Source organism: uncultured Roseibium sp. (assembly GCF_947499295.1).
Classification (GTDB): domain Bacteria; phylum Pseudomonadota; class Alphaproteobacteria; order Rhizobiales; family Stappiaceae; genus Roseibium.
Window position 1 is genome coordinate 128,182 of record NZ_CANMNP010000014.1, and the last position, 21,977, is coordinate 150,158.

Below are 21,977 nucleotides of genomic sequence, written 5' to 3' on the forward strand. Positions count from 1 at the left end.
AATTCAAGTCGGCGAAAGTGCCGCGGCGCAAATTGACAAGGTTCTTGATCCCGATGCCCGTTTCAGGACATGTTGTGGCTCAATTCACTGACCTGTCACTTTCGGGGACTTCATGACAACACTGGAAATCAGAGCCCTTGGGCTGAATGATGCCCATCAGCTTGCACCACTCATCGCTGAAAATGCCCAGGCACTGAGACGGGGCGCGCCGCGACGCCCGGATGCGTATTACGCCGAGCGTATTCTCGCTGATAAGACCGCGGAAGCGATTGGAGCATTTGACGGTGAAACGCTGATCGGATTCGCCGTGTTTTTTGATTTGCCCGAACTGATCACAGGATTGCGCATCGGTCAGATGGACGACATTTACGTCCATCCGGATCACCGCAACAAGGGTGTCGGCCGTCGCATGATCGAAACGCTGGTTTCGGAAGGGCAGAACCGCGGCTGGCTGCATTTGCGCTGGATCGTACCGGGCAAGAACACCCCGGCGGTCGCACTTTATGAAAAACTGGCCGAACCGGACCATCGAAAAAGCTATGTGATACCCATCGATCGTGTCGCAGGAGACTGACCGAATACTGACCTGACGGATCAGAATCCGGCCTGGAACAATGGCGGGATCGGCGGCAGCGGTAATAAACCTATCCGCGCGATCCCGCGGTCAATATTGACCTTCAACGGCACTGTCTTGACGCCATCGACGTCGCTGGCCACCGGATCGAGGCTTTTCACCACTTGTTCCACCAGTGCAAGTGTCCGGTCACCGGCGGGTGCAAGCGGTCTGATTGCCTCGATAAGAGCTTCGGCATTCCCGAGCGACAGATCCAGTGTTCCGGAAAGCGTGCCATCCCCGTTGACGACGAAATCACCAACCGCCTTTACCCGGCTATCCCCCAGGCTCACATCGAACACAACAAGCTTGACCGGCAACTCACCCCCGTTGGATTGTACCAACCAGGGAAGGCTCGCTCCTGCCAAGAGAGATGCACCCCCCGGAATTTGCAGATGCGCACGTAAATCGAGTGCGTCCTGCAAGGCTGGCAATGACCGCAACTGAAGGGCATCGACAGACAGGAATCCTTCGAAAAAATCGGCATCACCCTCCGATTGCCGCACATGCAGCTCGGCCTTTTCTGCGGCAAAGCTGCCTGTGGACACCGGATTATTCAAAACCGCTTCCGGCTTTTCAACCACCGCATCGAGCTTGCCGAGCGCGCCGGACCCGAACTTCATGCTGGCCCGCGCTGTTTCCCAGGTCATGTCGCCGGACATGCCTGAAAGCGGCACATCCATTACCGCCGGCGCCCCGGCTTCGAAAATCACGTGCGTCGGATTGTAGATCAAGGCAACGGCATTGAGGCCGCCCAGTTTTGCGGCAGTTCCGGAACGGTCCGCAGAGGTCATTTGCCGGCAAGAGACTTCGTAGCGAAAGGGAAATCCATTGATTTCCAGATCGGCACAAGACACCTCCAGCCCCTGGGCCGCCATTTGGCTCATTTGGGAATTGAGCTGCTCATGCAGGAATGATCTGCCGAAAAACCAGACTGCAGACCAACCAAGCACGACAAGTGCGAGTACGGACATCAGGACAATGTACCGGCGTTTGGTTGGTTTTGAGGGCAGGTTCTCTTTGCTGGACACGTGTTCCCTTACCTTCCTGAAATTCGCTGCAGGTCAGCAGCATTGAATCGGCGGCTACAGATTGTTATCTCCGCACCTGCACAATTAGAAGACAGGGTGATATGAGCGATTTTTGGGTCTTTGGCTACGGGTCCTTGATGTGGAACCCCGGATTTGATCACCTGCGCGCTGAACAAGCGCTCTTGCGGGGGGCCCATCGCGCACTTTGCGTCTATTCCTGGGTTCATCGCGGCACTCAGGAACGACCGGGCCTGGTCTTCGGCCTCGACAATGGCGGCGCTTGCAGAGGTCTCGCCTACCAGGTCTCGGAAGAGACTTGGCCGCAGACCCTTGAATATCTGCGTGCGCGCGAGCAAACCACGATGGTCTACAAGGAGCATTGGCACCATGTGGAGTTAGGCAGTGGTGAAAAGGTCAAGGCGCTGGTCTACATGGTGGACCACGGCCATCCGCAATATGCCGGTGCGCTTCCGCTTGAGGAACAACTCGAAATCGTCGAAGGCGCCATCGGCAAGTCCGGCAAAAACCCGGAATATGTCATTAATACAGCTGCACATCTGGAAGAAATGGGCATTGACGACACGGCTCTCGCCTGGTTGGCCAACAAGTTGAGTGGCACTGGCAAACCCTGAACCGGCAGCTGCAAATCCAGAACCGGGTTCAAACGAAGAAAGGCCGCGCAATTTGCGCGGCCCTTTCTTTTCCCAAGAGCTGATGCTCTTGAAAAGACTTACTGGTGCGGGAACCCTTTTTTGGCAGTGCCGTTCCAGTCGCCGATGAAAGGCAGGATCGTCAGATTGCTATCGGTGTTGCGAGTAGCCTGAACGCGAACCGGAACCGGAGTGTTGCCGTTTGAATCACCAACCGTTTGATCAGGGAAGTCAGCAACAGCGGCGCGGTTTACGTAGCTTTTGGTGTTCAGCTTGCCAGCGTCGCGAAGTGCTTTGGCGTTAGCGATCTGCATTTGCTCGATGGAAACAGGATTGTTGCCGTTCAGGTCGCCAACGGACTGATCCGGAAATTGTGCGAAAGCACCACCGATGAGAGCACCGGAAACAAAGGTAGCTGCAACAACAGTCGACAGGATTTTCTTGGAAGTACGCATTCGAAAGCTCCTAATTTATTTACTCAGTTAAGAAATGATGCCGCCCCGAAACTTCGATACTGCATCTGTTTTGCGTCTTATCAACGCTGCACACCCGATGTAGGAATTGATTTTGAGAAAAAAACCGAAATAACCTCTATGTGAACTGATGTTTACTTAAAAAGATGAATTCACGCTTCTGTGTTTACATGTTTACCTAAGTAAATCTTAGTCTACCTGCACTTTTATCCCGAAAACAAAAAAGAAAGGCCACGCGTCGAGCGTGGCCCTTTCTTTTAGTCGGAAGGTGTTTCTGTCGTGGATTACTGACGCGGGAAACCTTCTTTGCCGCTTCCGTTCCAGTCGCCGATGAAAGGCAGGATCAGCAGGTTGCTGTCGGTCTTACGCGTTGCCTGTGCACGAACCGGAACCGGAGTGTTGCCGTTTGAATCACCAACCGTCTGATCCGGGAAGTCAGCGACTGCAGCACGGTTGACGAAACTCTTGGTGCTCAGCTTGCCTGAAGACCGCAGTGCTTTTTCATTGGCGATGCGCATCTGCTGGATAGAAACAGGGTTGTTGCCATTCAGATCACCAACGGACTGATCGGGAAACTGTGCGAAAGCACCACCGATGAGAGCACCGGAAACGAAAGTAGCTGCAACAACAGTTGACAGTGTTTTCTTGATAGTACGCATTTTAAAGCTCCGTGTTTGTTTACTCGATTAAGATTTGATGCCGCCCCGAAACTTCGATACTGCATCTTGCTAGCGCCTCTTGAACGCTGCAAACCTCATGTGGGGATTGATTTCGAGAAAAAAACACGAGTAACCGTCATGTGAAGACGTGTTTACTTATGAATACATAAATCACGCTGCCGTGTATGCCGCGTTACTTAGTGACATTAAATATAAATGGAACTAATACTGAAACGTCAAAATTGAGACGTGTGCGTGCAAAAACCGCAGGAAGAACAGGTCTTGCAGCGCCCTCTCGGCTTCGTGAGGACGCCGAAACTCGATCAGGTCGGTGCACTAGGTTTGCGGTGTCGCAATGGTTTCCAGGACCGGAGAAGGCTTTGGAACCCGCCTTGCTTCGTCAATGAGGCGATTGCTTGCAGTCTCGATTTCGCGAACCATGCGCTCGTGAAAGACGTCTGCCGGCAGTCCAGGCTGGATTGGCGGAAGAATGTCAACGACAACGGTACCTGGATAAACCTTCCAGGAAGAGCGCGGCCAATAGAGCCCGGCATTGTGAGCGATCGGCACGACAGGGCACTGCAGATCCTTATAGAGATGAGCAATGCCGTACTTGTATTTCGGCTCAGCGCCGGCCGGCCGGCGGGTTCCTTCGGGAAAGATCAGGATCTGACGCTTTTCGGCGATGGCTTCCTTGGCTGCTTCCATCATCGCCGCTAGCGCTTCGGAGCGTTTTCCCCGGTTGATGGGGATTTGTTTGAATTTGGCCGTGTACCAACCGAAGATCGGGATCCAGCGCAACTCACGTTTCAAAATAAAAGTTGGGCTGGAGAACAGCGGTATCAGTGACACGGTCTCCCAGGCAGACTGGTGTTTCATGGCGGCTATAAAGCCGCCATCTGGCAGGTTTTCGCGGCCGCGGACCTCAACCTTCAAGCCAACGGTGATGCGCATCAGAAGCAGCAGAGCCCTGGACCAGACCGGGACGACCCACCAGCCCCATTTGCGCGGCAGCAGCATAACGGGAGAAAACAGGATCATCAGAACGAAGGTGACCGAATAGAACAGAACCTGAAAAAGGCTGGAGCGCAGTAAAACCATGGAACCCGTGAATGCTGGATTGAGCGGGAGCCGCTCCGGCTATGAGCTGATCGGTTTCAGCTCACACCCCTCACGGTAATCCGCAGTCGGGCGAGGATATACTTCACATATTCGCGCATGAGAAGCCGGATCGTTGCCGGCTCCCTGTACCAGTCATTCAGATTGAGGCCTTTTGAGAACACCGGATAGGCAATCAGGTCCACTTTCGGCAGTGCACCGGAGAGTTCGACTTCAGCTCGTGGCAAGTGATAGGCGCTGGTCACGACCAGCAAGGAAGAGAAGCCGTTCTTCCGGACCCAGTTGGCCGTTTCCACGGCATTGCCGGCCGTGTTCAGCGCAACTCTATCGAGTTCAACGCTGTTTTTTTCCAGAGGCATGTCTGAGGCCGTCACCGCGGCAAGCTGTTCTCGTGTGGTGCCGGGATGCACGCCCGAAATCAGCAATCTCTTTGCCCGCCCCTCTTCCAGAAGACGGATAGCTTCATTGACCCGGGCCTGACCGCCCGTGAGCACCACAATGGCATCGGCGTTGGCACTGCTGGGGACTTTCGCGCCGGCCACCTGATGGGCAAATACAAGAAACTGCCCGAGTGCCGCGCCGAGGAATGCAGTCAAGACGGCAACCAGCGCAAACCTCAGACCGAAACGCTTCTTGCGCCTTGGCTTTGTGCCGGCTTGCCCGGACTTCAAACCTCTTGAGGCAGGTCTCGATTCGTCCGTTGACGTGCTCACATGCGCATCCGAGACGATGGGGACACCGTCTTCCAGACCAGGCTCTATGACTGTGTTGGCATGTGACATGGCGGGACTATGATAAGTGATTCGGCCAATTTCGCGGCATTTGCTCCGAAAAATCAATCCACTTTTGCAAGATGGGCCTTCACCGCAAGGCCGGATGTCAATGCAGTGAGGATCGCAACCAGGAAAACCACGCCGAAGACACCGAAATACCCCGGCAAGCTGACAGACACGGAGCCGACCAAAGCGGAGAGCTGATCGGAACTTGCCTGGCCGGAACCCTGCCGCGTCAACATATCGAGCAACAGGAAACTCATGATAGCGGCCACACCTCCCGAAATGCCGCCCTTAAGGCCTAAAAGCAGAAAGTGGCGCTGGAATTCACGCGCGATGAAACTGTCTTCTGCACCGACAAAATGCAGGACCGAAACAACGTCCTTGTTGCCGGCCATGGCTGATTGTGTCGCAAAAACCACACTGAGCACCATGGATCCGAGAACGAGGATCATAATTGCAAATCCTCCGGCAACCACGGCGCCCGCCATTGCAGACAGGCGAGACGTCCAGACCGAATGATCGTCAAGGCTTGCGCCGACGACATTTTGCGAAACGGCGGAAGACAGTTGCTCGAGATTGAGCTGGTCGGGATCGGCCACGGTTATCTGAATCAAGCGGGGTACCGGCAGTCCGTCCAACTGCAGACCTTCGCCAAGCCAGGGTTCGAGCAGCGCTTTGGTTTCGGCGTCCGACATGGCGCGAACCGATCCGATTCCCGGAAATTCCTGCGCAAGGGCAACGGCCTTGTCTATCTCCCGCAGCATATCGACGCCTTCGGTCGGGCGGATCTGGATTGTGATTTCACGAACAAGGTCGTTCTGCCAGGCGTCAGCCGCATCCCAGACAATCGACACTCCGCCGACCGTCAGACACGCCAGAAAACTCATGATAGCCACCACCAGCGTAAGTGCCCGTCCCGCAACGGATTGCGGTGGCACGATTGCGGCAGCCGGCCTCAATCTGGAGTCTTCGCTCTGTTCAGGCTTTTTCGGCTTTGACACAACTTTGCGCTTGATGCGCTTTGATCTCTTGGGACGCGCTGTCTTACGGGCCGGCTTGACCTCGGCGTCGGCGCTTTGCTGATTATCGGTGTCGTCGGACTGGGCCATTCTGCCGCCTAATCAAAGATTGAAAGGCGCCCGTCGGCAAGCACCATGCGTCGGGCGTCCACCTGTTCCAGCAATGCGATATCGTGAGTCGCGATGATGACAGATGTACCCAGTTTGTTTAATTCGATGAACAGGCGCAACAGGCGGCGGGCAAGCGGCGGATCAACGTTGCCTGTGGGTTCGTCAGCCAACAGGACCTCGGGCCGGGTGATCAAAGCGCGTGCGATCGCCGCGCGCTGTTTTTCACCGCCTGACAGGACTGGTGGCAAGGCATGCATCCGGTCGCCAAGTCCGACCCACTTCAAGAGATCAATGACGTCCGACCGGTATTCGCTTTCATCCTTGCCGATCACGCGGAGCGGCAACGCTACATTTTCATAAGTCGTCAGGTGATCCAGCAGGCGAAAGTCCTGAAACACGACACCGATCTTGCGTCGCAGCCGCGGAAGTTCCTGTTTGTCGATCACACTCAAGTCCCGATCGAAAACCTTTATCAGGCCTCTGGTCGGGCGCAAGGACATGAATAGGAGCCTGATCAAGCTTGTCTTGCCGGCACCGGAAGGTCCCGTCAGGAACTGAAACGACTGCGGCTCAATCTGAAATGTCAGATCCTGCAGTATTTCTGGTCCCATGCCATATCTTAGTCCGACATTTTCGAACCGGATCACAAAGTTGACTCCTATCGAGGGCTCAAGCGCTGCGTTGAATTTACCTTGCGGCCGCCAATCTCACCATGCCGTACACGGCATCATGGAGCCCTCTACATGTGGCTATCCACCAACAATTCAACGTAACTGTTCCCAACCCGCTCTAAAGCCTGGCCGTTAACGTTCCATTAATCATATAAAGGTCCATTAGGTAACTGAAAGCCCGTCATCGGATTTGCTGGCCCTTGTCCCATATTTCGTGCCGGATTCCGACTTTGTCGGTTACGTAAACGAAACGCGCAAGCAAGCCATGACGAAAGGTCTTCGCGCATGAAGATCAAATGTCCGGACTGCAGTACGTCCTATGAAATAAAGTCAGAAGCGCTCGGCACTGACGGCCGAAGTGTCAAATGTGCCAAATGCGGAAACCGCTGGTTTGCCAAACCAGAGGAAGAAGAAGAGGGTAACGTCGACTTCGAGGCTGCCAACGGCACGACCGGCACCACAGGTGTCAGCGTCAACAGCAGCCCGACCGAAGACAAGGACGAAGCCGACTGGGCAAAGGACGCTGAGGAAGACGCACCGTCCGAGGACAGCAGCGAAGAAGAAGCCCTGTCTGAGCCCGACATCGAAGATGAAGAAGAAACGGACAATTTTCCCGAACCTGTCTCCGATCCCAGTGGCGGGTCTGATGAGGATCGATTTGCCGCAGACCTGAACGAGGACAGCAGCGACCAGGACCCTTCAGCAAACGCGGATATCGAAAGCTCCGCGAAGCGGCCGAAAATCATCGTCAATCCCAACAAGTTTCGCCGCGATCACCTGGGTGCGCTGTTCAACCTGCTTGCCCGAATGAATTTCCGGCGCATTGGTGGCGTTTCACTCTTTGCGGCGGCTGTCGCGGTCTGCGCAACCTTTGTTCTGATGCGAGACAGCATCGTCAAACAATCGCCGGATCTGGCAAGCCTGTTTCAGGTCATCGGATTTGACGTCAATCTGCGTGGACTTGAATTCCGCAACCTCAGAACCTTTACCGAAGTTGAGGACGGCAAGCGCGTTCTTGTTGTGGAAGGGTCAATCCGGAACCTCCTGAATGAAAACAACAACGTTCCCGCAGTTCGGCTCTCCATCCGCAGTCCGGACCTTCAAGAAGTTTATGCATGGACCGTTGAACCACGCACACGCGCATTAAATGGGCTGGACGAAACCCGTTTCAGGACGATATTAGCCGATCCGCCGGAGGGCGCATCGGATATTCAGATCCGGTTTGTTGATCGCGGCAAACGACAGATAGTACTTGAGTGACCATGACCGCAAATATTCACACGTTGTTTGACGAAGACGCCATTTCCACGAGAGTTGCCGCGCTCGCGGAGGAAATAGCTGAAGGAAAACCGGAAAAACTGCTCGTCGTAGCCGTTCTGAAAGGCAGCTTCATTTTTGCTGCCGACCTGGTACGGGCCATGCACCGCGCCGGACTGGAGCCAGAGATGGAGTTCATTCATCTCTCATCTTACGGAGCGGGAACCGAAGGTTCGGAACACATCCGGATTTTGCGCGATGTTGAAAGTGACGTTGACGGCCGCGATATAATTCTGGTGGATGATATACTGGAATCCGGCCGCACTCTGGCTTTCGCCCGTGAGCGGTTGAAGAACCGGGGTGCACGCACCGTGAAGATCGTTGCTTTGCTTGACAAGCCCGAGCGCCGTAAAGCTGCCATATCTGCCGACTATGTCGGTTTTGCCTGTCCTGATAAGTTTGTCGTCGGATATGGTATGGATATGGGCCACGCCTGGCGGCAGTTGCCTTATATTGGATACGTTGCTGCGCCCGGGGAGGCTGCTGCGGACGGCAAAACAGGAGAGTGAGCATGGCTCGCATTCTTCTTACGGAAGACGATGAGGCGGTTCGCAGCTTTGTGAAGCGCGCGCTCGAATTGGACGGGCATACTGTCGAAGCTGCTGAGGACGGTGGCGAAGCGATTGAAGTTCTCACCCGTGAAAGCGGCAAGTACGACCTTTTGCTGTCTGACATCAAGATGCCTGTCATGGACGGCATCGCGCTCGCGTTGCACACAGCACGCGACTATCCGGAAATGCCGATCCTGCTGATGACAGGCTTTGCCGATCAGCGCGAACGTGCGAATGGTCTCGACAGCCTTGTGCACGACATCATCACCAAGCCTTTTTCACTTGCTGACATCCGCAAGGCCGTTCGCAATGCCATAGCAGGCGACGTGCCGCAGGACACCCGCCGTTACGCGTAAATTAGAGTTTGGAGAACGGCGCTTCACCGATTTCTAAATCTGTTTGCGACATCAGCGCGTGGAGCATTGGACATTGTTTTCGCCCTTGTTCACAGTTCGAAACCAGTTCCGTCAGTGCACTTTCCAACTGCCTCAATTCCCCGATTTTTTCCTGAATATTCGTGAGGTGCTTTCGCCCGAGCTGCTCAACGGATTGACAAGCGTCATTTGGTTTTCTGGCGATACTTTTCAGCGCAACAGCGTCGTGAACGGAGAAACCGAGATCCCGGCAACGTTTGATGAACCGAAGCTCCGCTATTTCCGCATCGGTGAACAGCCGCCGCCCGGACGACGTTCTTCCAGCTTTGGAAACAATGCCTTCGCGTTCGTAGTAGCGGATTGTCTCAATTGAAACCCCGCTGAGCCGGGAAGCCTCTCCAATCGCAACCATGTGATCGTTCTCCACTTGCTCCTGTAGTCACTACAGGATGCATGTTCGAGGGCATGATGTCGAATGACGAAACATCGAAAGTTGGCAGAAGCCTGCCGGACCGGTTCATGATCGGTGGGGTGGGACTGCTGGCTTTGCTCAGCGCTTCCTGCTGTGTGCTGCCGATTGGGCTGTCTATTCTCGGAGTAAGCAGCGCGTGGATTATTCTTCTAAGTCCTTTTATCGCTTACCGTCTCGAGCTGCTAACGATTGCCGGGCTCTTGCTGACCTGGAGCTGGTTCCGAATTTGGAAAAAACGAAAATGCACTCTTGAGAAACGTTCCCCCCTTCTCATTTTGATCCTCACGACATGCGCATTTGGACTTGCTTTGAGTTCACCTGTCTGGGAGGCAGAAGCAGCACGTGCGATGTGGGACCTTTGGCGCGGGACGAGATGATAAAGACCTCGGCTCGGATAAGCGACCTAGGTTCACTTTCCGCTCTTCGAGCGGCGTATGGTGTTTTGCCAATGGCAATGACGTTGCTCGGCCCCGGACGCAGGCGGCCCGCCATATTCGGCAAAGTCGCGGCTGCGAGTTTTTTCCGTTTGGAATTTCCGCGTCGCTTTTGCCTTGGTTTTTTCCATCCGCACATCCAAAGGTCAGCCGCCTCAAATTGTGGCGCACGACAAACGCTCTCCTCACAGCGTTTACATGGGGCATCGCCCTCAATGAAAGCCGAACAAACGATCGCCTGATATCATTATTGTGACCGGAGAGACGTCGTGACCACGATTCTAAAAAGCACTCTGACCTGCCCAGAATGCGGACATTCGACTGAGGAAACCATGCCTATCGACGCCTGCCGGTGGTTCCATCAATGCAAGGCATGCAAAAAGATCTTGAAACCGAAGACCGGTGACTGCTGTGTGTACTGCTCCTACGGCACGGTAGCTTGCCCACCCGTACAAGAATCCGGATCATGCTGCCAAAATGACTGAATCAAAGGAGCCCAGGCGATGGGCGTTCATTCACATTAGGGGTCTAAATTTCTAGTCAAAACCCGCTCGCAACAGCCTTTGCTCAATACCTCTTCAGCAGCCGCTCCAGATAATCCAGCTCCAGCTGCGGACGGGACGGATCCGAGAACCGTCGACGAAGCTCTTCCAGAATGCGCCGCGCTCGTTGAACGTCGATCTCATCCGGGATCTGCACCCGGTTGTTGAAGTCAGGCCCTTCGGTCCGGCGTGGTCTGCCGAGCGGATCTTCGTCCATGGGCGAAGGCCCATTTGGAGACCCGGCACCTTCGCCCTGACCCATCATCTGCTCTGTCAGGCCCTGGGCGCCACGTCTGAGAGCGTCAAGCGCGTTACCCTGCTGTCCGAGTGCTTGCTGTCCCTCGCCTTCACCGAGCGACTGTTGGGCATCACCCATGGATTCGCCAGCCTCGCCAAGCTCCTGGCTCTGGCCCATGCCGTTTTGCTGCAACTGTTCCATCAGCTGTTCCAGCTGCTGAGCCAGGTTGCCCTGACCCTGCTGCAGTTGTTCCAGCATCTGCTCAAGCTGCTCGCGGGTCATTTGCTGCTGCTGACCCTGTCCTTGCTGGCCTTGTTGGCCCTGCTGCTGCTCACCGCGGCGCTGGTTCTGCTGATCCTGATTGAACTGGTGCGTTTCATCCATCAGCTGCTGTTGGCGCTGTATCATTTCGCCAAGCTGATTGAGCATTTCCATCATTTCGCTGGACATGTTGTTGGGCATCATTTGCGGCCGTCCGGCCTGCAGATTTTCCAGCATCTGCTGCATCTGAGCCAACAATTCGCGGGCAGCATCGCGCGACCCTGTGCGCGCCAGTTCTTCGATCCGGTTCAGCATCTCGGACAGATCTTGTTGACTGAGCGTTTGCTGATTGCCGTCGAATGGCTGCATGGCCTGCGGGTTCTGGCGCATTTGTTCTGCCAGTGCTTGCATATATTCATTCAGGGCTTCGCGCAGCTGTTGAGTCAGCTTGGCGATTTCTTCATCGCTCGCCCCTTCTTCAAGCGCCTTGCGCAATGCCTCCTGCGCATCCCGCAGTTTGCGTTCCGCCGCTGACAGGTCGCCATCTTCGATCGAAAGCGCGAGATCCCAGAGAAGCGGCAACAACGCTTTCAATTCCTCTTGGGAGTTTGCCTTAAGCATTTCACCATAAGCAAAGCGCATGCCGAGGTAATTGCGTGCTTTGAAGTCGAACAATTGCGGCGCCAGCATCAGTGCGTCAAAGGCGATGATCACCTGATCATGGTTTTGCGCATCAAGTGCCAGGTTCCGGCGCTGTTCCACGATCGCTCTGGCAAGCGGCTTGCCGAATCGGCGTTGCGGCAACGTGATGCGATAGGCCGGCGACAGGCCTTCCTGTCCAGCCTGATCACGCGCCAGCAGAGTCAGGTCGACCTCGGAACCGGCCCAGGGGTGGGAGGTCAGATCCCGAATGGTTTCCGCGGTCTTTGCGGTGCCAGCGCGCGGCGGCAGAGAAAGTGGGAATTGCGGCGCCTCCACTAGAGGACGCGGCACACGATCCCCATGATCCGGGTTCGGCAATGGCGCAATTCGGGCTTCCGCAGCAACCACGCCGTAGTCGTCGTTGACCAGATAAGAAAACTTCAAGGCACCGCTGAGCTGTTCCTCGGGATCGTCTGTCAGGCGAATTTCAGGCGCATCATCCGGGCGTACGGCAAAGACAAAGTTCAGGAACGGCTCTTCACCGGACTTGAGCTCAACAACGCCGGTTGTCTCCAGCGTGAGCGCGCGCTCGACCGGCAGCAGTTTCTGCAGCTCGGGATCCTCTGTCTCGGAAAGTGGCTCGGGCTCGATTGTGGTTGGTTCAACGTCGTCGGCACCAGCAAACGTCATCACCAGATCACGTGCGCCTTGCGTCCTGACAACAAGGACGGAGCCTTCAGGAACGGAAACCGGTGCAGACGGATCGCGCAACTGCGCGCTTTCGCCGGTGAGATAGATCGGAGGTTCACTGGTATATAGCGGCGGTGTAACCCAGGCATCCAGACGGCTTGGCGGCTCAACACTTGTGAACGGGTTCTGGAAAGCGGAAACAAGACGACCTGCATGGTCACCGTGGGCCGTCACAAAGCCAATGAGAACCAGGCTGGCAGCAAGGACACGGATTGCCCAGGGATCTCGTCTGAAGGCCTGTGGGTCAGGCGCCTTTGATTTGATCGCGGCCAGCCGTTCAGCCGTTCGGCGCTGATGAAGGGCCCATATGGCCTGGCTTTCGGAATTCGTCACACCAACCGAAAGGTCATCTTCAAGCGCGGTCAACGGACGGTGGTCTACCCCCGACGCGTTTTCAACCCGATGCAGGGCATCCTCGCGGGAAGGCCAGCGAACGTTCAAAAGATCTCGTGCAGACCAGATGGCAAGTGCGGCAAATCCGACAAGTCCCAGAGGCGACACCCAGGCCGGCAGCAGCATCCAAAGCCCCAGCCAGGAAAGGCCGACAAAGATCCCGACAACGACAAACAGGGGCAGCATCGCGCGCCACAGCCGTTCGACGAAAAGGGCCCATCGGCTCTGTCCGACAAGACGGTTCAGGCGTGCACGTATGACATTCCGCCAGCCGTAAGTTTCCGGAAAGACTGGCCGATCAGACTGCTGATTGCTATCGTTCGGGCTCAAAGGCACCTCCGGTTCATTTCCCGCCAAGTGCCGTTTCATGAGAAATTTCAGCACGCAGGATCTGCCCACACCCTAATAAAGTGAGGCATTGGAGGCCGTCCGGCAACCTGTAGGATCAACTAATTCTCTGCAGATTAAGTCACGAACCCTTGAGCCAGTCGGGCATTCGGTCGAGTCCGATAAGTTCCTCAAAGCTGGTGCGTGGCCTTATGACGGCAAATTGGTCAGCATTTACGAGGACTTCCGGGATAAGCAGACGTGAATTGTAGGTGCTTGATTGCACAGCGCCATATGCGCCGGCTGAATAAACCACCAACATATCCCCAGCCTTCACTTCCGCCATTTCTCGGTTTTGCGCCAGAAAATCGCCGGTTTCACAAACGGGACCAACAATATCCGCCATGATTCGCGGCGCATCGCCGGCTTCCTGATGCACCGGTCGAACCTCGTGGTGGGCCTCATAAAGGGTTGGCCGGATAAGGTCATTCATGGCTCCGTCGACGATCACAAAGGTCTTGTCGGCACCTGCTTTCACGTAAATGACACTGGTCACCATGACGCCTGCATTGCCGGCGATCATACGTCCGGGCTCAAACATCACAGTGCAATCAAGCTCGCGGACGTGTTTCTTTACGACCTCGGCATAGGCGTCGGGATGCGGCGGCGGATTATTATCGGTGACATAGGGAATACCCAGCCCTCCACCAAGATCCACATGATCAATCTTATGGCCTTCAGAGCGTAGATCTGAAATCAGGTCGCCAAGCCTTGCAAAGGCGTTGTCGAAAGGTTCCAACTCGGTGATCTGCGACCCGATATGCATGTCGATGCCGGTCACTTGAATGCCAGGCAATCGCGCGGCCTCAGCATAAACTTCACGGGCACGCTGCCAGGGAATGCCGAACTTGTTCTCCGCCTTGCCGGTCGCGATCTTGGCATGCGTTTTGGCATCCACGTCGGGATTGATGCGCATCGACACCCGTGCGGTCTTGGCCATGGACTGTGCGATCCGCGACAGTTGACGCAGCTCTGGCTCCGACTCGACATTGAAACAAAGAATGTCTTCTTCCAGCGCATAGGCCTGCTCGGCCTCGGTCTTGCCAACTCCGGAAAACACGATTTTTTTGGCTGGCACGCCCGCTGCGCGCGCGCGCCGCAATTCGCCTTCGGACACCACATCCATACCCGCGCCCAGCTCGGCAAGGGTAGCCAGCACCGCCTGGTTCGAATTTGCCTTCATAGCGTAGCACACCAAGGACGGGATATCGTCAAAGGCGGAGGAAAAGACCTGGTAGTGGCGCGTGAGCGTCGCCGTCGAATAGCAGTAAAAGGGCGTCCCGACAGCGTTGGCGATCTCGCTGATCGAAACATCTTCGGCGTAGAGTTCGCCATCTCTGTAATCAAAGTGGTGCAAGGGATGCTCTCATGAGGATTGATAGACCTGCCTTGTTCGGGGCTGCAAACTGCAGTCAAGAAGATCGGAATTGGCGTTACGGCGGAACAACCGCTATTCCTGCTCGAAAATTCCTACTGAATGAGGAAATCCAGGGGAAAGGTCTTGTCGCTTGCCGGAGGTTCGGTCGGCGGCGGAGCCGGGGCATCGGCCGGGTCAACACCGGCATACGTTTGCTGGGCAGCAGCACCCGGCTCATCAAGTGAGCCCTTTCGGCCGCACCCGGCCAGGGTCAAGCTCAGGCAGAGGCCAAGCAGCGCCAGAGTTCCAAACCGGGTAGTCATCACAAAATTGCCCTTTCCGGAATTCGCATTTGGTTCTTCTCCTCGCATGACAGACAGAATTCGGCAAGGCCGCACTGACCTGTCAGGCGAAGATATCGGCCCGTCGACGCGAGAAGTCAGCTCTTGGAAAGTTCCTTGAGCCACCGCCGTGCCTGTTTGCGCACATTGACCGGTGATGTGCCGCCGTAGCTGGTGCGGCTGCGTACCGACTTGTCGACCGAAAGCACGGAAAAAATTTCCTCCGTGATCTTCGGCTCAACTGATTGCATCTCCTCGAGTGGGACTTTGTGCAGCTCGACATTTCTTTCAACCGCCATGGCCACGATCCGCCCGGTCACATGATGGGCCTCCCGGAACGGCAACCCGAGCACACGCACAAGCCAGTCGGCAAGATCGGTTGCAGTGGAGTATCCGGAGCCTGCAGCCTTTTTCATGACTTTGGTGACCGGCTCCAGATCACGCACCATGCCCGTCATGGCTGCCAAAGCCAGCGAGACACTGGCAAGACCGTCGAATGCCTGCTCTTTGTCTTCCTGCATGTCCTTGGAATAGGTCAGCGGCAAGCCTTTCATCATCACCAGAAGGGACTGAAGGGCACCATAGATTCGGCCGGTTTTTGCGCGCACGAGTTCGGCGGCATCCGGATTTTTCTTCTGCGGCATGATCGAAGAGCCGGTCGAGAACTTGTCTGACAGCTTCACGAAACCGAATTGCGCTGAGCACCAGATCACAATCTCTTCAGCAAGACGCGAAAGATGCATCGCGGTCAAAGACGCCGCGGCTAGAGCTTCGATGACAAAATCACGGTCCGAAACAGCATCCAGTGAATTGGAGGCAGGCCGGTCAAAGCCAAGTGCATCCGCCGTCATCTTGCGATCGATCGGAAAAGACGTTCCGGCGAGTGCGGCAGCACCCAGCGGACTTTCATTCATGCGTTTGCGAGCATCGCGCACGCGGCCCCGGTCTCTGGCGAACATCTCGACATAGGCAAGCATGTGGTGACCGAAGGTGACGGGCTGCGCCGACTGCAGATGCGTGAAGCCGGGCATGACATCGGCTGCGTGAAGCTCCGCCTTTTCTGAAAGAACCTGCATCAATTCGCTCAATTGTGCGTCAAGTGTATCGAGCGTGTCCCGAACCCAAAGGCGAAAATCCGTCGCAACCTGATCGTTTCTGGAGCGCGCTGTATGCAAGCGTCCGGCTGCCGGTCCGATCAGCTCGGCAAGGCGAGATTCGATATTCATATGAATATCTTCAAGAGCCCGGGAGAACTTGAATTTACCGCTTTCGATTTCTGACAGGATTGTGTCTAGACCTTGAACGATCTTGTCGGCATCGTCCTGTGTCACGATCTCTTTATCTGCGAGCATGCGCACATGGGCTTTCGAGCCGTCGATGTCTTGCTTATATAGCTTCCGGTCGTAGTCGATGGAGGCGTTTATCTCCTCCATGATGGCGTCCGGTCCTTCAGCGAACCGGCCTCCCCACATGCGATTGCTCATGTCCTGTCCTTTAAGAGGCGCCCCTTGCGAGGTGTGAACGAATGTCGAAGCCAACTGAACCTGCAAAAAACTCACGGCGAGGTCTTGTCCTAGCCGGGCTTGCTGGTGCTGTGGCCGCTGTAGCGGCTCTATACGTGATCGCCGGACCGAATGGCAATATCGCGAGTGCTCAAAGCTGTTCGGTTGCGCTTGAGGCTGCCAAGGCCGCCAAGCCCCACGCCAAGGGAGAAGTCGCCGCTTTCATTCCTGCCAGCCAGCCCCTGGAATTGAAACAGCTCACCTTTATGGGACCGGACAATCAACCTGTCACCCTCGCCGATTTCAAAGACAGGACGGTGCTGCTAAATCTCTGGGCGACATGGTGCGCACCATGCAGAAAGGAAATGCCGGCATTGGACGAACTTCAGGCGGATCTGGGCAGTGACGACTTTGAAGTCGTGGCTGTCAGTCTGGATCGTGGCGGCCCTGACAAACCAAAGGCGTTTCTGGAAGAAATCGGCGTCGGCCATCTTGGATTTTACCAGGACAGTTCCAATGCATTGCTGCAGGACCTTCGCAAGGTGGCCCGCGCCACCGGTCTGCCAACAACTATTCTTGTCGGGCCCGAAGGTTGTGAAATCGGAACAATGTATGGCCCCGCCGAATGGGCATCCGGCGAGGCCAAGTCACTTATCGAAAGTACGATGGTGCGACAAGGCACCTGACTGACGCGGTGCTTGCCGATCTGATCTGATCAAACTGAAATATCGACAGCATTGCCGAGGCCTGGAATCTTCCGGGCCTCACGGCGGTCTGCCTCGTTGGTGACCTGGGCTTCTTCGAGGCGCGCAGCCACCTGACGTTCCTGGTCGTTTTGATCCCGGATCGCATTTGTGGCCAGCTCCGCCCTCACGGAGGCTGCATTGACTGCAGCTGAAGAACTGTCTGTTACGCTCGCCATGATGTTTGCTCCTCTGGCGGGGTGTCGGCGTTAGACGAAGATGTCGACCCGGTTGCCAAGACCATCTTCCGGCTTGCGTGTTTCCGCACGCTTTTCCAGCTGTTCGGCCTGTCGGCTCAGGTTCTCTGTCCGATTTGAACTGAACTCGGCCTGTCTTTGAACCGTTTCGGCAACGGCCTCAGACTGGCGTGCATTCATAGCTTTGGCCTGCTCAGCGACCTTGTCGGTGCGCGGAGTGGCAAGAGAAGGCTGGAAGGCCTGGTTTTGTCCATGTCCTATTGCTTCAGGCATCGTTTTCCCAACTGCTGGATACGATTTCACCAGACAAGTATTACAGGGCAACATGAATTCGAGTGTAAACAGAGGTATTAATCTACAAGACTGCTTATTTTATTACTCAAGGTAAGCATAAAGATTACATAAAACTGTAGCTAAATTCGTACAAGCAAATGATTCAACGTACATTTTCAGACAGGGGATTTGACCATATCATCGCTCGCTCGCGTGACTCATCGGAGCGCACAAGCTTGTTTTGTCCGGTCTGAAGGACGGTCATGTAGAGAGTCGTTAGGGAATTGCCCGGTCAATTCGGGCATCGGTCAGACAGTGACGTCGACCTGGGTTCCAAGTCCTGGTGCGGGTGCCGCCTGAGCAGCCTGAAGATTCTCGGCACCTTCTTGCAGCAAGGCAACCAAATTGGCATCCTGCTGTACCGACATTTTCAGCATCTCCGACTGCAGCGCCTGAGATGTCTGTGCCTGGCTTTGAGCAACAAATGTGCTGGCGATACCGACGCTGTCCATCATTTACTCCTAGAACGACAGACAGACTAACGAACTGCCCTTAAACATGCGTTAACAAAGCCTTACTTCAATCACTCGAGATTTAGGAAGTGGACGGTTTCATGCTGTACAAGGCTTGCCGGCGAACTTTTCCCGAAGCCGTTCGAGGCAGCTGATCAACGAGCCGATAAGATTTTGGCCGCTTGTAGTCCGCAAGATTCTGCTCCGCACGCAAGGCAAGACGATCCATATCAAAAGTGTCGGCATCGCGTGGCACCACAAAGGCTGTAATCAAACTGACCCCATCCCGGACAGGCACAGCCGTTACAGCCACTTCCGAAACCTGAGGATCGGCAGCAAGGACACACTCGACTTCTTCCGGCGCGACTCTATAGCCGAAGGCATTCATCAAGTCGTCCGCTCGGCCCTCGTACCAAAAATAGCCATCTTCGTCGCTGCGCGCACGATCACCGGTCAAGAACCATTCGCCGCGGAAAGCTGCTTCGGTTTCTTCAGGCGCATTCCAGTAGCCAAGCATCAGTCCCGGTTCGGAGGAGTGAATGGCGAGCGAGCCCGGCTCATTTGTTTCAGCAAAGTCCGACGAGTTTGATGTCTCGCTCAAAATCGACACTTTGCGCCCCTGTTGCGGTTTGCCCGGTGAGCCGGGCCTGACCGGCACTGTCGGTCCGCTTGAGAGATAGGTCGAAATCTCACTCATTCCGAGAGCTTCGTAAAGCTCACGGCCGGTTCTGGCTTTCCAATCCTCATAAAGGCTTGCCGGCAGAGCCTCTCCTGCCGTGAGACCGTGCCGCAGGTTGGGAAACGAGCCTCTTGTGATATTGCCGTATTTCAGAATGCGCCGAAAAAGGCTTGGCACCGCGGCAAACATTGATGCATCGCTGCCTTCAATGACACCTGGCCAAATGTCAGGGTCACGCGGTCCATCATAAACAATGCTGGTAGCCCCGTTTGCCCAAGGGTCCATCAATCCTGCGCCCAGTGTATAGGTCCAATTGAAGGCACCGGCATGCAAAAGCCTGTCCGACGATGATATTCCGTACCATCCCCGATACATAGGCCACCGAGCAAAGGCTGCTCGCTGAGCATGCAGCACGCCCTTCGGCATGCCGCTTGTACCAGAAGTGTAGACAAGGAAAGCCGGGTCGTCAGCAGCCGTATCCGCAAATGTCCCGGGTGCATACTGCCTCAGCAAGTAAATTCCTTGAGGTCCGAGCGAGAGAACCGCGGCATTGTCAGGAATTTCAGTCTCGCCGTCATGCACCAGAAGACGCGCGCCACTATCGGACAAAATGGAAGACGTTTCGCGAGCCGTGAGCTGTGCAGACGTTGGAACGGGAACAAATCCGCCTGCGATTGCTCCGAAGAAAATCAGCGGAAAATCGACTGAATGACCAATTCGGAGCAGGATCCGGTCGCCAGGCTTCAAACCGGTATCTTTCAACCCCGCAGCCACAGAAAGCACACTTGAGGTGAGCTTTCCGTAAGTCCACGCCTCGATTAGGGTTCCACCATCATCCACGATTTCCAGCGCTGTCTTGTCCGGCGCCGGCTCCGCGTTTGTCAGGCAATAGCGGGTAAGGTTCATCAGAGCCGCTTAGCGGGTCGGCACCGGTATCTCGCCCCGATAGTCGTAAAAACCACGTTGCGTCTTACGGCCCAACCAACCTGCCTCAACATACTTCACCAAAAGCGGGCAAGGTCTGTATTTGGTGTCTGCGAGGCCCTCATAAAGCACTTGCATGATGGATAGACAGGTGTCGAGGCCAATGAAATCCGCCAGCTGCAATGGCCCCATAGGGTGGTTGGCACCCAAGCGCATCGCCTTATCGATCGATTCAACCGAGCCAACGCCCTCATAAAGCGTATAAATCGCTTCGTTGATCATCGGCAGTAATATGCGGTTGACCATGAAGGCAGGAAAATCCTCGGCGACCGCAATCTGTTTGCCCAGGCGGTCACAGAAGGTCTTCGACGCCTCAAATGTTTCGTCTTCGGTGGCGATACCGCGGACCAGCTCCACCAACTCCATCAGCGGAACCGGATTCATAAAATGAATGCCGATAAAGCGTTCCGGACGATCTGTCGTTGCTGCGAGGCGCGTAATGGAAATAGAAGATGTATTGGTTGCCAGAATGGCTTCCGGTTTCAGGATCGGGCAGAGCTGGGCAAAGATTTTCCGTTTGATCTGCTCGTTTTCCACCGCTGATTCAATCACCAGATCGGCATCGGCAAGAAGATCGAGGTCTTCCACCGCCTTGATCCGGTTCAGTGCGGCATTGCGCTCTTCCTCGGTGATCTGGGATTTGGAAACCTGGCGTGCCAGATTGCCATTGATCGATGCCAGTCCGGACTCAATCCGCTCCATGGAAATGTCGCTCAAACCGACGTCAAAGCCTGCAAGTGAACAGACATGGGCAATGCCGCTGCCCATCTGACCTGAGCCGATCACGCCGACTTTTTTGATTTCGACTACCATGCTGAAAATCCGATCGTTAAGTACATGCCTTCAAAGGCCGGGTTGCGGCTATTTTTGGCAAGTCTTGCGCCGAACAGCAAGAACCCCGGAGTGAAAACCTTCATTCGCCCCGGGGTCCGTGTTCAATTTGCCGCAGGTCTTACTTAACGGCAGCCTCAAGTTCGGGCAGTACATCGAACAGATCCGCGACCAGGCCATAGTCGGCAACCTGGAATATCGGGGCCTCTTCGTCCTTGTTGATAGCAACGATCACCTTGGAGTCTTTCATGCCCGCAAGATGCTGTATTGCACCGGAAATTCCGCACGCAATATAAAGGTCCGGAGCGACGACCTTGCCGGTCTGGCCAACCTGCCAGTCGTTCGGAGCATAGCCTGCATCGACCGCAGCACGCGACGCGCCAACTGCCGCGCCGAGCGCATCGGCAACCGGCATGATGACTTCCTGAAACTTTTCCTCAGATCCAAGCGCGCGGCCACCGGAAATGATGATTTTGGCGGATGTCAGCTCCGGACGATCAGATTTGGAAAGCTCTTCGCCAACAAACTCCGAAAGTCCTGAACCATCGGTGCCGGTGATCGATTCAACGGTTGCCGAACCACCTTCTTCAGCCGCGGCAAAAGTCGATGTTCTAACGGTGATCACCTTTTTGGAATCACCTGACTTGACCGTTTGAATGGCATTTCCGGCGTAGATCGGACGCTCGAACGTCTCTGCGTCGACAACTGCAGTGATATCCGAGATCTGCATCACGTCCAGAAGGGCGGCGACACGCGGCAAAGTGTTTTTGCCGTTGGCAGTTGCAGGTGCAACGATCGCTTCATAGTCGCCTGCAAGACCGACTATCAGGTCTGCAGTCGGCTCAGCCAGCTGGTGCTCGAGCGCATCACTCTCCGCAACCAAGACCTTCGCGGCACCGGTCAGCTTGGCAGCTTCCTCGGCCACGGACTGGACGCCTTTGCCGGCAACCAGAATGTGGACATCCGCACCCAGCGCAACGGCAGCAGTAAGTGCTTTTGCGGTCGCGTCATTCAGTGCGCCACCGGCATGTTCAGCCACAAGAAGTGTTGTCATTGTTTTTTCCTCCTGCGACGG

At 55.5% G+C, this 21,977-nt stretch carries 26 protein-coding genes; 8 read left to right on the forward strand and 18 right to left on the reverse strand.

From position 1 onward, the window contains the following. The first annotated feature begins 112 nt into the window (after nt 1-112). Complete coding sequence (locus tag Q0835_RS20385) at nt 113-574, forward strand: GNAT family N-acetyltransferase (protein ID WP_298816878.1); 462 nt, start codon at nt 113-115, stop codon at nt 572-574. A gap of 20 nt (nt 575-594) precedes the next feature. On the opposite strand, the gene Q0835_RS20390 is transcribed toward Q0835_RS20385, so the two are convergent. Further along, nucleotides 595-1,644 carry a DUF2125 domain-containing protein gene (locus Q0835_RS20390; protein WP_298963971.1) on the reverse strand — a complete coding sequence of 350 codons (1,050 nt, stop codon included), beginning with the start codon at nt 1,642-1,644 and terminating at the stop codon, nt 595-597. Between the two features lie 101 nt (nt 1,645-1,745). Here Q0835_RS20390 and Q0835_RS20395 point away from each other — a divergent pair, with 101 nt between their 5' ends. Next, on the forward strand, nt 1,746-2,276 hold the full coding sequence (locus tag Q0835_RS20395; protein ID WP_298816873.1) for a gamma-glutamylcyclotransferase: 531 nt from the start codon (nt 1,746-1,748) through the stop codon (nt 2,274-2,276). A gap of 98 nt (nt 2,277-2,374) precedes the next feature. Here Q0835_RS20395 and Q0835_RS20400 read toward each other — a convergent pair whose 3' ends face one another. From Q0835_RS20400 to ftsE, 6 genes are all read right to left on the reverse strand, one after another. Continuing rightward, nucleotides 2,375-2,749 (reverse strand): hypothetical protein, encoded by a 375-nt coding sequence (locus Q0835_RS20400; RefSeq protein ID WP_298816871.1) that lies wholly within the window; start codon nt 2,747-2,749, stop codon nt 2,375-2,377. Nucleotides 2,750-3,051: 302 nt separating this feature from the next. Continuing rightward, nucleotides 3,052-3,426 (reverse strand): hypothetical protein, encoded by a 375-nt coding sequence (locus Q0835_RS20405; protein WP_298816869.1) that lies wholly within the window; start codon nt 3,424-3,426, stop codon nt 3,052-3,054. Nucleotides 3,427-3,762: 336 nt separating this feature from the next. Beyond that, nucleotides 3,763-4,527: a 1-acyl-sn-glycerol-3-phosphate acyltransferase gene (locus Q0835_RS20410; protein ID WP_298963972.1), complete on the reverse strand. Its 765-nt coding sequence runs from the start codon at nt 4,525-4,527 to the stop codon at nt 3,763-3,765. 56 nt (nt 4,528-4,583) lie between these two features. Beyond that, the gene (locus Q0835_RS20415) at nt 4,584-5,327 is read right to left on the reverse strand and encodes a YdcF family protein (RefSeq protein ID WP_298963973.1); all 744 of its coding nucleotides are present in this window, start codon (nt 5,325-5,327) and stop codon (nt 4,584-4,586) included. Nucleotides 5,328-5,380: 53 nt separating this feature from the next. Then, a complete protein-coding gene (locus tag Q0835_RS20420; protein WP_298816863.1) occupies nt 5,381-6,430 on the reverse strand; it encodes an ABC transporter permease in 1,050 nt (349 codons plus the stop codon). A gap of 8 nt (nt 6,431-6,438) precedes the next feature. Continuing rightward, nucleotides 6,439-7,098, reverse strand: a complete 660-nt coding sequence (ftsE, locus tag Q0835_RS20425) for a cell division ATP-binding protein FtsE (protein ID WP_298816861.1) — start codon at nt 7,096-7,098, stop codon at nt 6,439-6,441. 309 nt (nt 7,099-7,407) lie between these two features. On the opposite strand from ftsE, the gene Q0835_RS20430 reads away from it, so the two are divergent. From Q0835_RS20430 to Q0835_RS20440, 3 genes are read left to right on the forward strand one after another with little or no spacing between them, the layout of a single operon-like run. Then, complete coding sequence (locus Q0835_RS20430) at nt 7,408-8,382, forward strand: MJ0042-type zinc finger domain-containing protein (RefSeq protein WP_298963974.1); 975 nt, start codon at nt 7,408-7,410, stop codon at nt 8,380-8,382. Nucleotides 8,383-8,384: 2 nt separating this feature from the next. Further along, nucleotides 8,385-8,948 carry a hypoxanthine phosphoribosyltransferase gene (gene hpt, locus Q0835_RS20435; RefSeq protein ID WP_298963975.1) on the forward strand — a complete coding sequence of 188 codons (564 nt, stop codon included), beginning with the start codon at nt 8,385-8,387 and terminating at the stop codon, nt 8,946-8,948. Nucleotides 8,949-8,950: 2 nt separating this feature from the next. Next, on the forward strand, nt 8,951-9,346 hold the full coding sequence (locus Q0835_RS20440) for a response regulator (protein ID WP_298963976.1): 396 nt from the start codon (nt 8,951-8,953) through the stop codon (nt 9,344-9,346). A gap of 1 nt (nt 9,347) precedes the next feature. Here the strand turns inward: Q0835_RS20440 and Q0835_RS20445 are convergent, their stop codons facing one another. Then, nucleotides 9,348-9,776, reverse strand: coding sequence for a MerR family transcriptional regulator (locus Q0835_RS20445; protein ID WP_298963977.1), 429 nt, complete (start codon nt 9,774-9,776; stop codon nt 9,348-9,350). Nucleotides 9,777-9,832: 56 nt separating this feature from the next. On the opposite strand from Q0835_RS20445, the gene Q0835_RS20450 reads away from it, so the two are divergent. Next, a complete protein-coding gene (locus Q0835_RS20450; protein WP_298963978.1) occupies nt 9,833-10,213 on the forward strand; it encodes a hypothetical protein in 381 nt (126 codons plus the stop codon). Between the two features lie 326 nt (nt 10,214-10,539). Continuing rightward, entirely contained in the window at nt 10,540-10,755 is a 216-nt protein-coding gene (locus tag Q0835_RS20455; protein WP_298963979.1) for a GDCCVxC domain-containing (seleno)protein, read from the forward strand. An 82-nt stretch (nt 10,756-10,837) separates the two neighbouring features. Here Q0835_RS20455 and Q0835_RS20460 read toward each other — a convergent pair whose 3' ends face one another. The 4 genes from Q0835_RS20460 to argH form a co-directional block, all read right to left on the reverse strand. Further along, nucleotides 10,838-13,426: a TIGR02302 family protein gene (locus Q0835_RS20460; protein ID WP_298963980.1), complete on the reverse strand. Its 2,589-nt coding sequence runs from the start codon at nt 13,424-13,426 to the stop codon at nt 10,838-10,840. Nucleotides 13,427-13,565: 139 nt separating this feature from the next. Further along, entirely contained in the window at nt 13,566-14,840 is a 1,275-nt protein-coding gene (lysA, locus tag Q0835_RS20465; protein ID WP_298963981.1) for a diaminopimelate decarboxylase, read from the reverse strand. A gap of 113 nt (nt 14,841-14,953) precedes the next feature. Next, nucleotides 14,954-15,163: a lipoprotein gene (locus tag Q0835_RS20470; protein ID WP_298963982.1), complete on the reverse strand. Its 210-nt coding sequence runs from the start codon at nt 15,161-15,163 to the stop codon at nt 14,954-14,956. A gap of 116 nt (nt 15,164-15,279) precedes the next feature. Beyond that, on the reverse strand, nt 15,280-16,665 hold the full coding sequence (gene argH, locus Q0835_RS20475) for an argininosuccinate lyase (protein ID WP_298816838.1): 1,386 nt from the start codon (nt 16,663-16,665) through the stop codon (nt 15,280-15,282). A 41-nt stretch (nt 16,666-16,706) separates the two neighbouring features. Here argH and Q0835_RS20480 point away from each other — a divergent pair, with 41 nt between their 5' ends. Continuing rightward, nucleotides 16,707-17,369, forward strand: coding sequence for a TlpA disulfide reductase family protein (locus Q0835_RS20480; RefSeq protein ID WP_298816836.1), 663 nt, complete (start codon nt 16,707-16,709; stop codon nt 17,367-17,369). Between the two features lie 29 nt (nt 17,370-17,398). Here Q0835_RS20480 and Q0835_RS20485 read toward each other — a convergent pair whose 3' ends face one another. The 6 genes from Q0835_RS20485 to Q0835_RS20510 form a co-directional block, all read right to left on the reverse strand. Further along, on the reverse strand, nt 17,399-17,605 hold the full coding sequence (locus Q0835_RS20485) for a hypothetical protein (RefSeq protein WP_298816833.1): 207 nt from the start codon (nt 17,603-17,605) through the stop codon (nt 17,399-17,401). Nucleotides 17,606-17,635: 30 nt separating this feature from the next. Beyond that, the gene (locus tag Q0835_RS20490) at nt 17,636-17,896 is read right to left on the reverse strand and encodes a hypothetical protein (RefSeq protein ID WP_298816831.1); all 261 of its coding nucleotides are present in this window, start codon (nt 17,894-17,896) and stop codon (nt 17,636-17,638) included. 308 nt (nt 17,897-18,204) lie between these two features. Then, nucleotides 18,205-18,408 (reverse strand): hypothetical protein, encoded by a 204-nt coding sequence (locus tag Q0835_RS20495; protein WP_298963983.1) that lies wholly within the window; start codon nt 18,406-18,408, stop codon nt 18,205-18,207. Nucleotides 18,409-18,490: 82 nt separating this feature from the next. Then, the gene (locus tag Q0835_RS20500) at nt 18,491-19,993 is read right to left on the reverse strand and encodes an AMP-binding protein (protein WP_298963984.1); all 1,503 of its coding nucleotides are present in this window, start codon (nt 19,991-19,993) and stop codon (nt 18,491-18,493) included. Nucleotides 19,994-20,002: 9 nt separating this feature from the next. Next, entirely contained in the window at nt 20,003-20,884 is an 882-nt protein-coding gene (locus Q0835_RS20505) for a 3-hydroxybutyryl-CoA dehydrogenase (RefSeq protein ID WP_298816823.1), read from the reverse strand. A 139-nt stretch (nt 20,885-21,023) separates the two neighbouring features. Beyond that, on the reverse strand, nt 21,024-21,956 hold the full coding sequence (locus Q0835_RS20510; RefSeq protein WP_298816821.1) for an electron transfer flavoprotein subunit alpha/FixB family protein: 933 nt from the start codon (nt 21,954-21,956) through the stop codon (nt 21,024-21,026). Nucleotides 21,957-21,977: the final 21 nt, after the last annotated feature.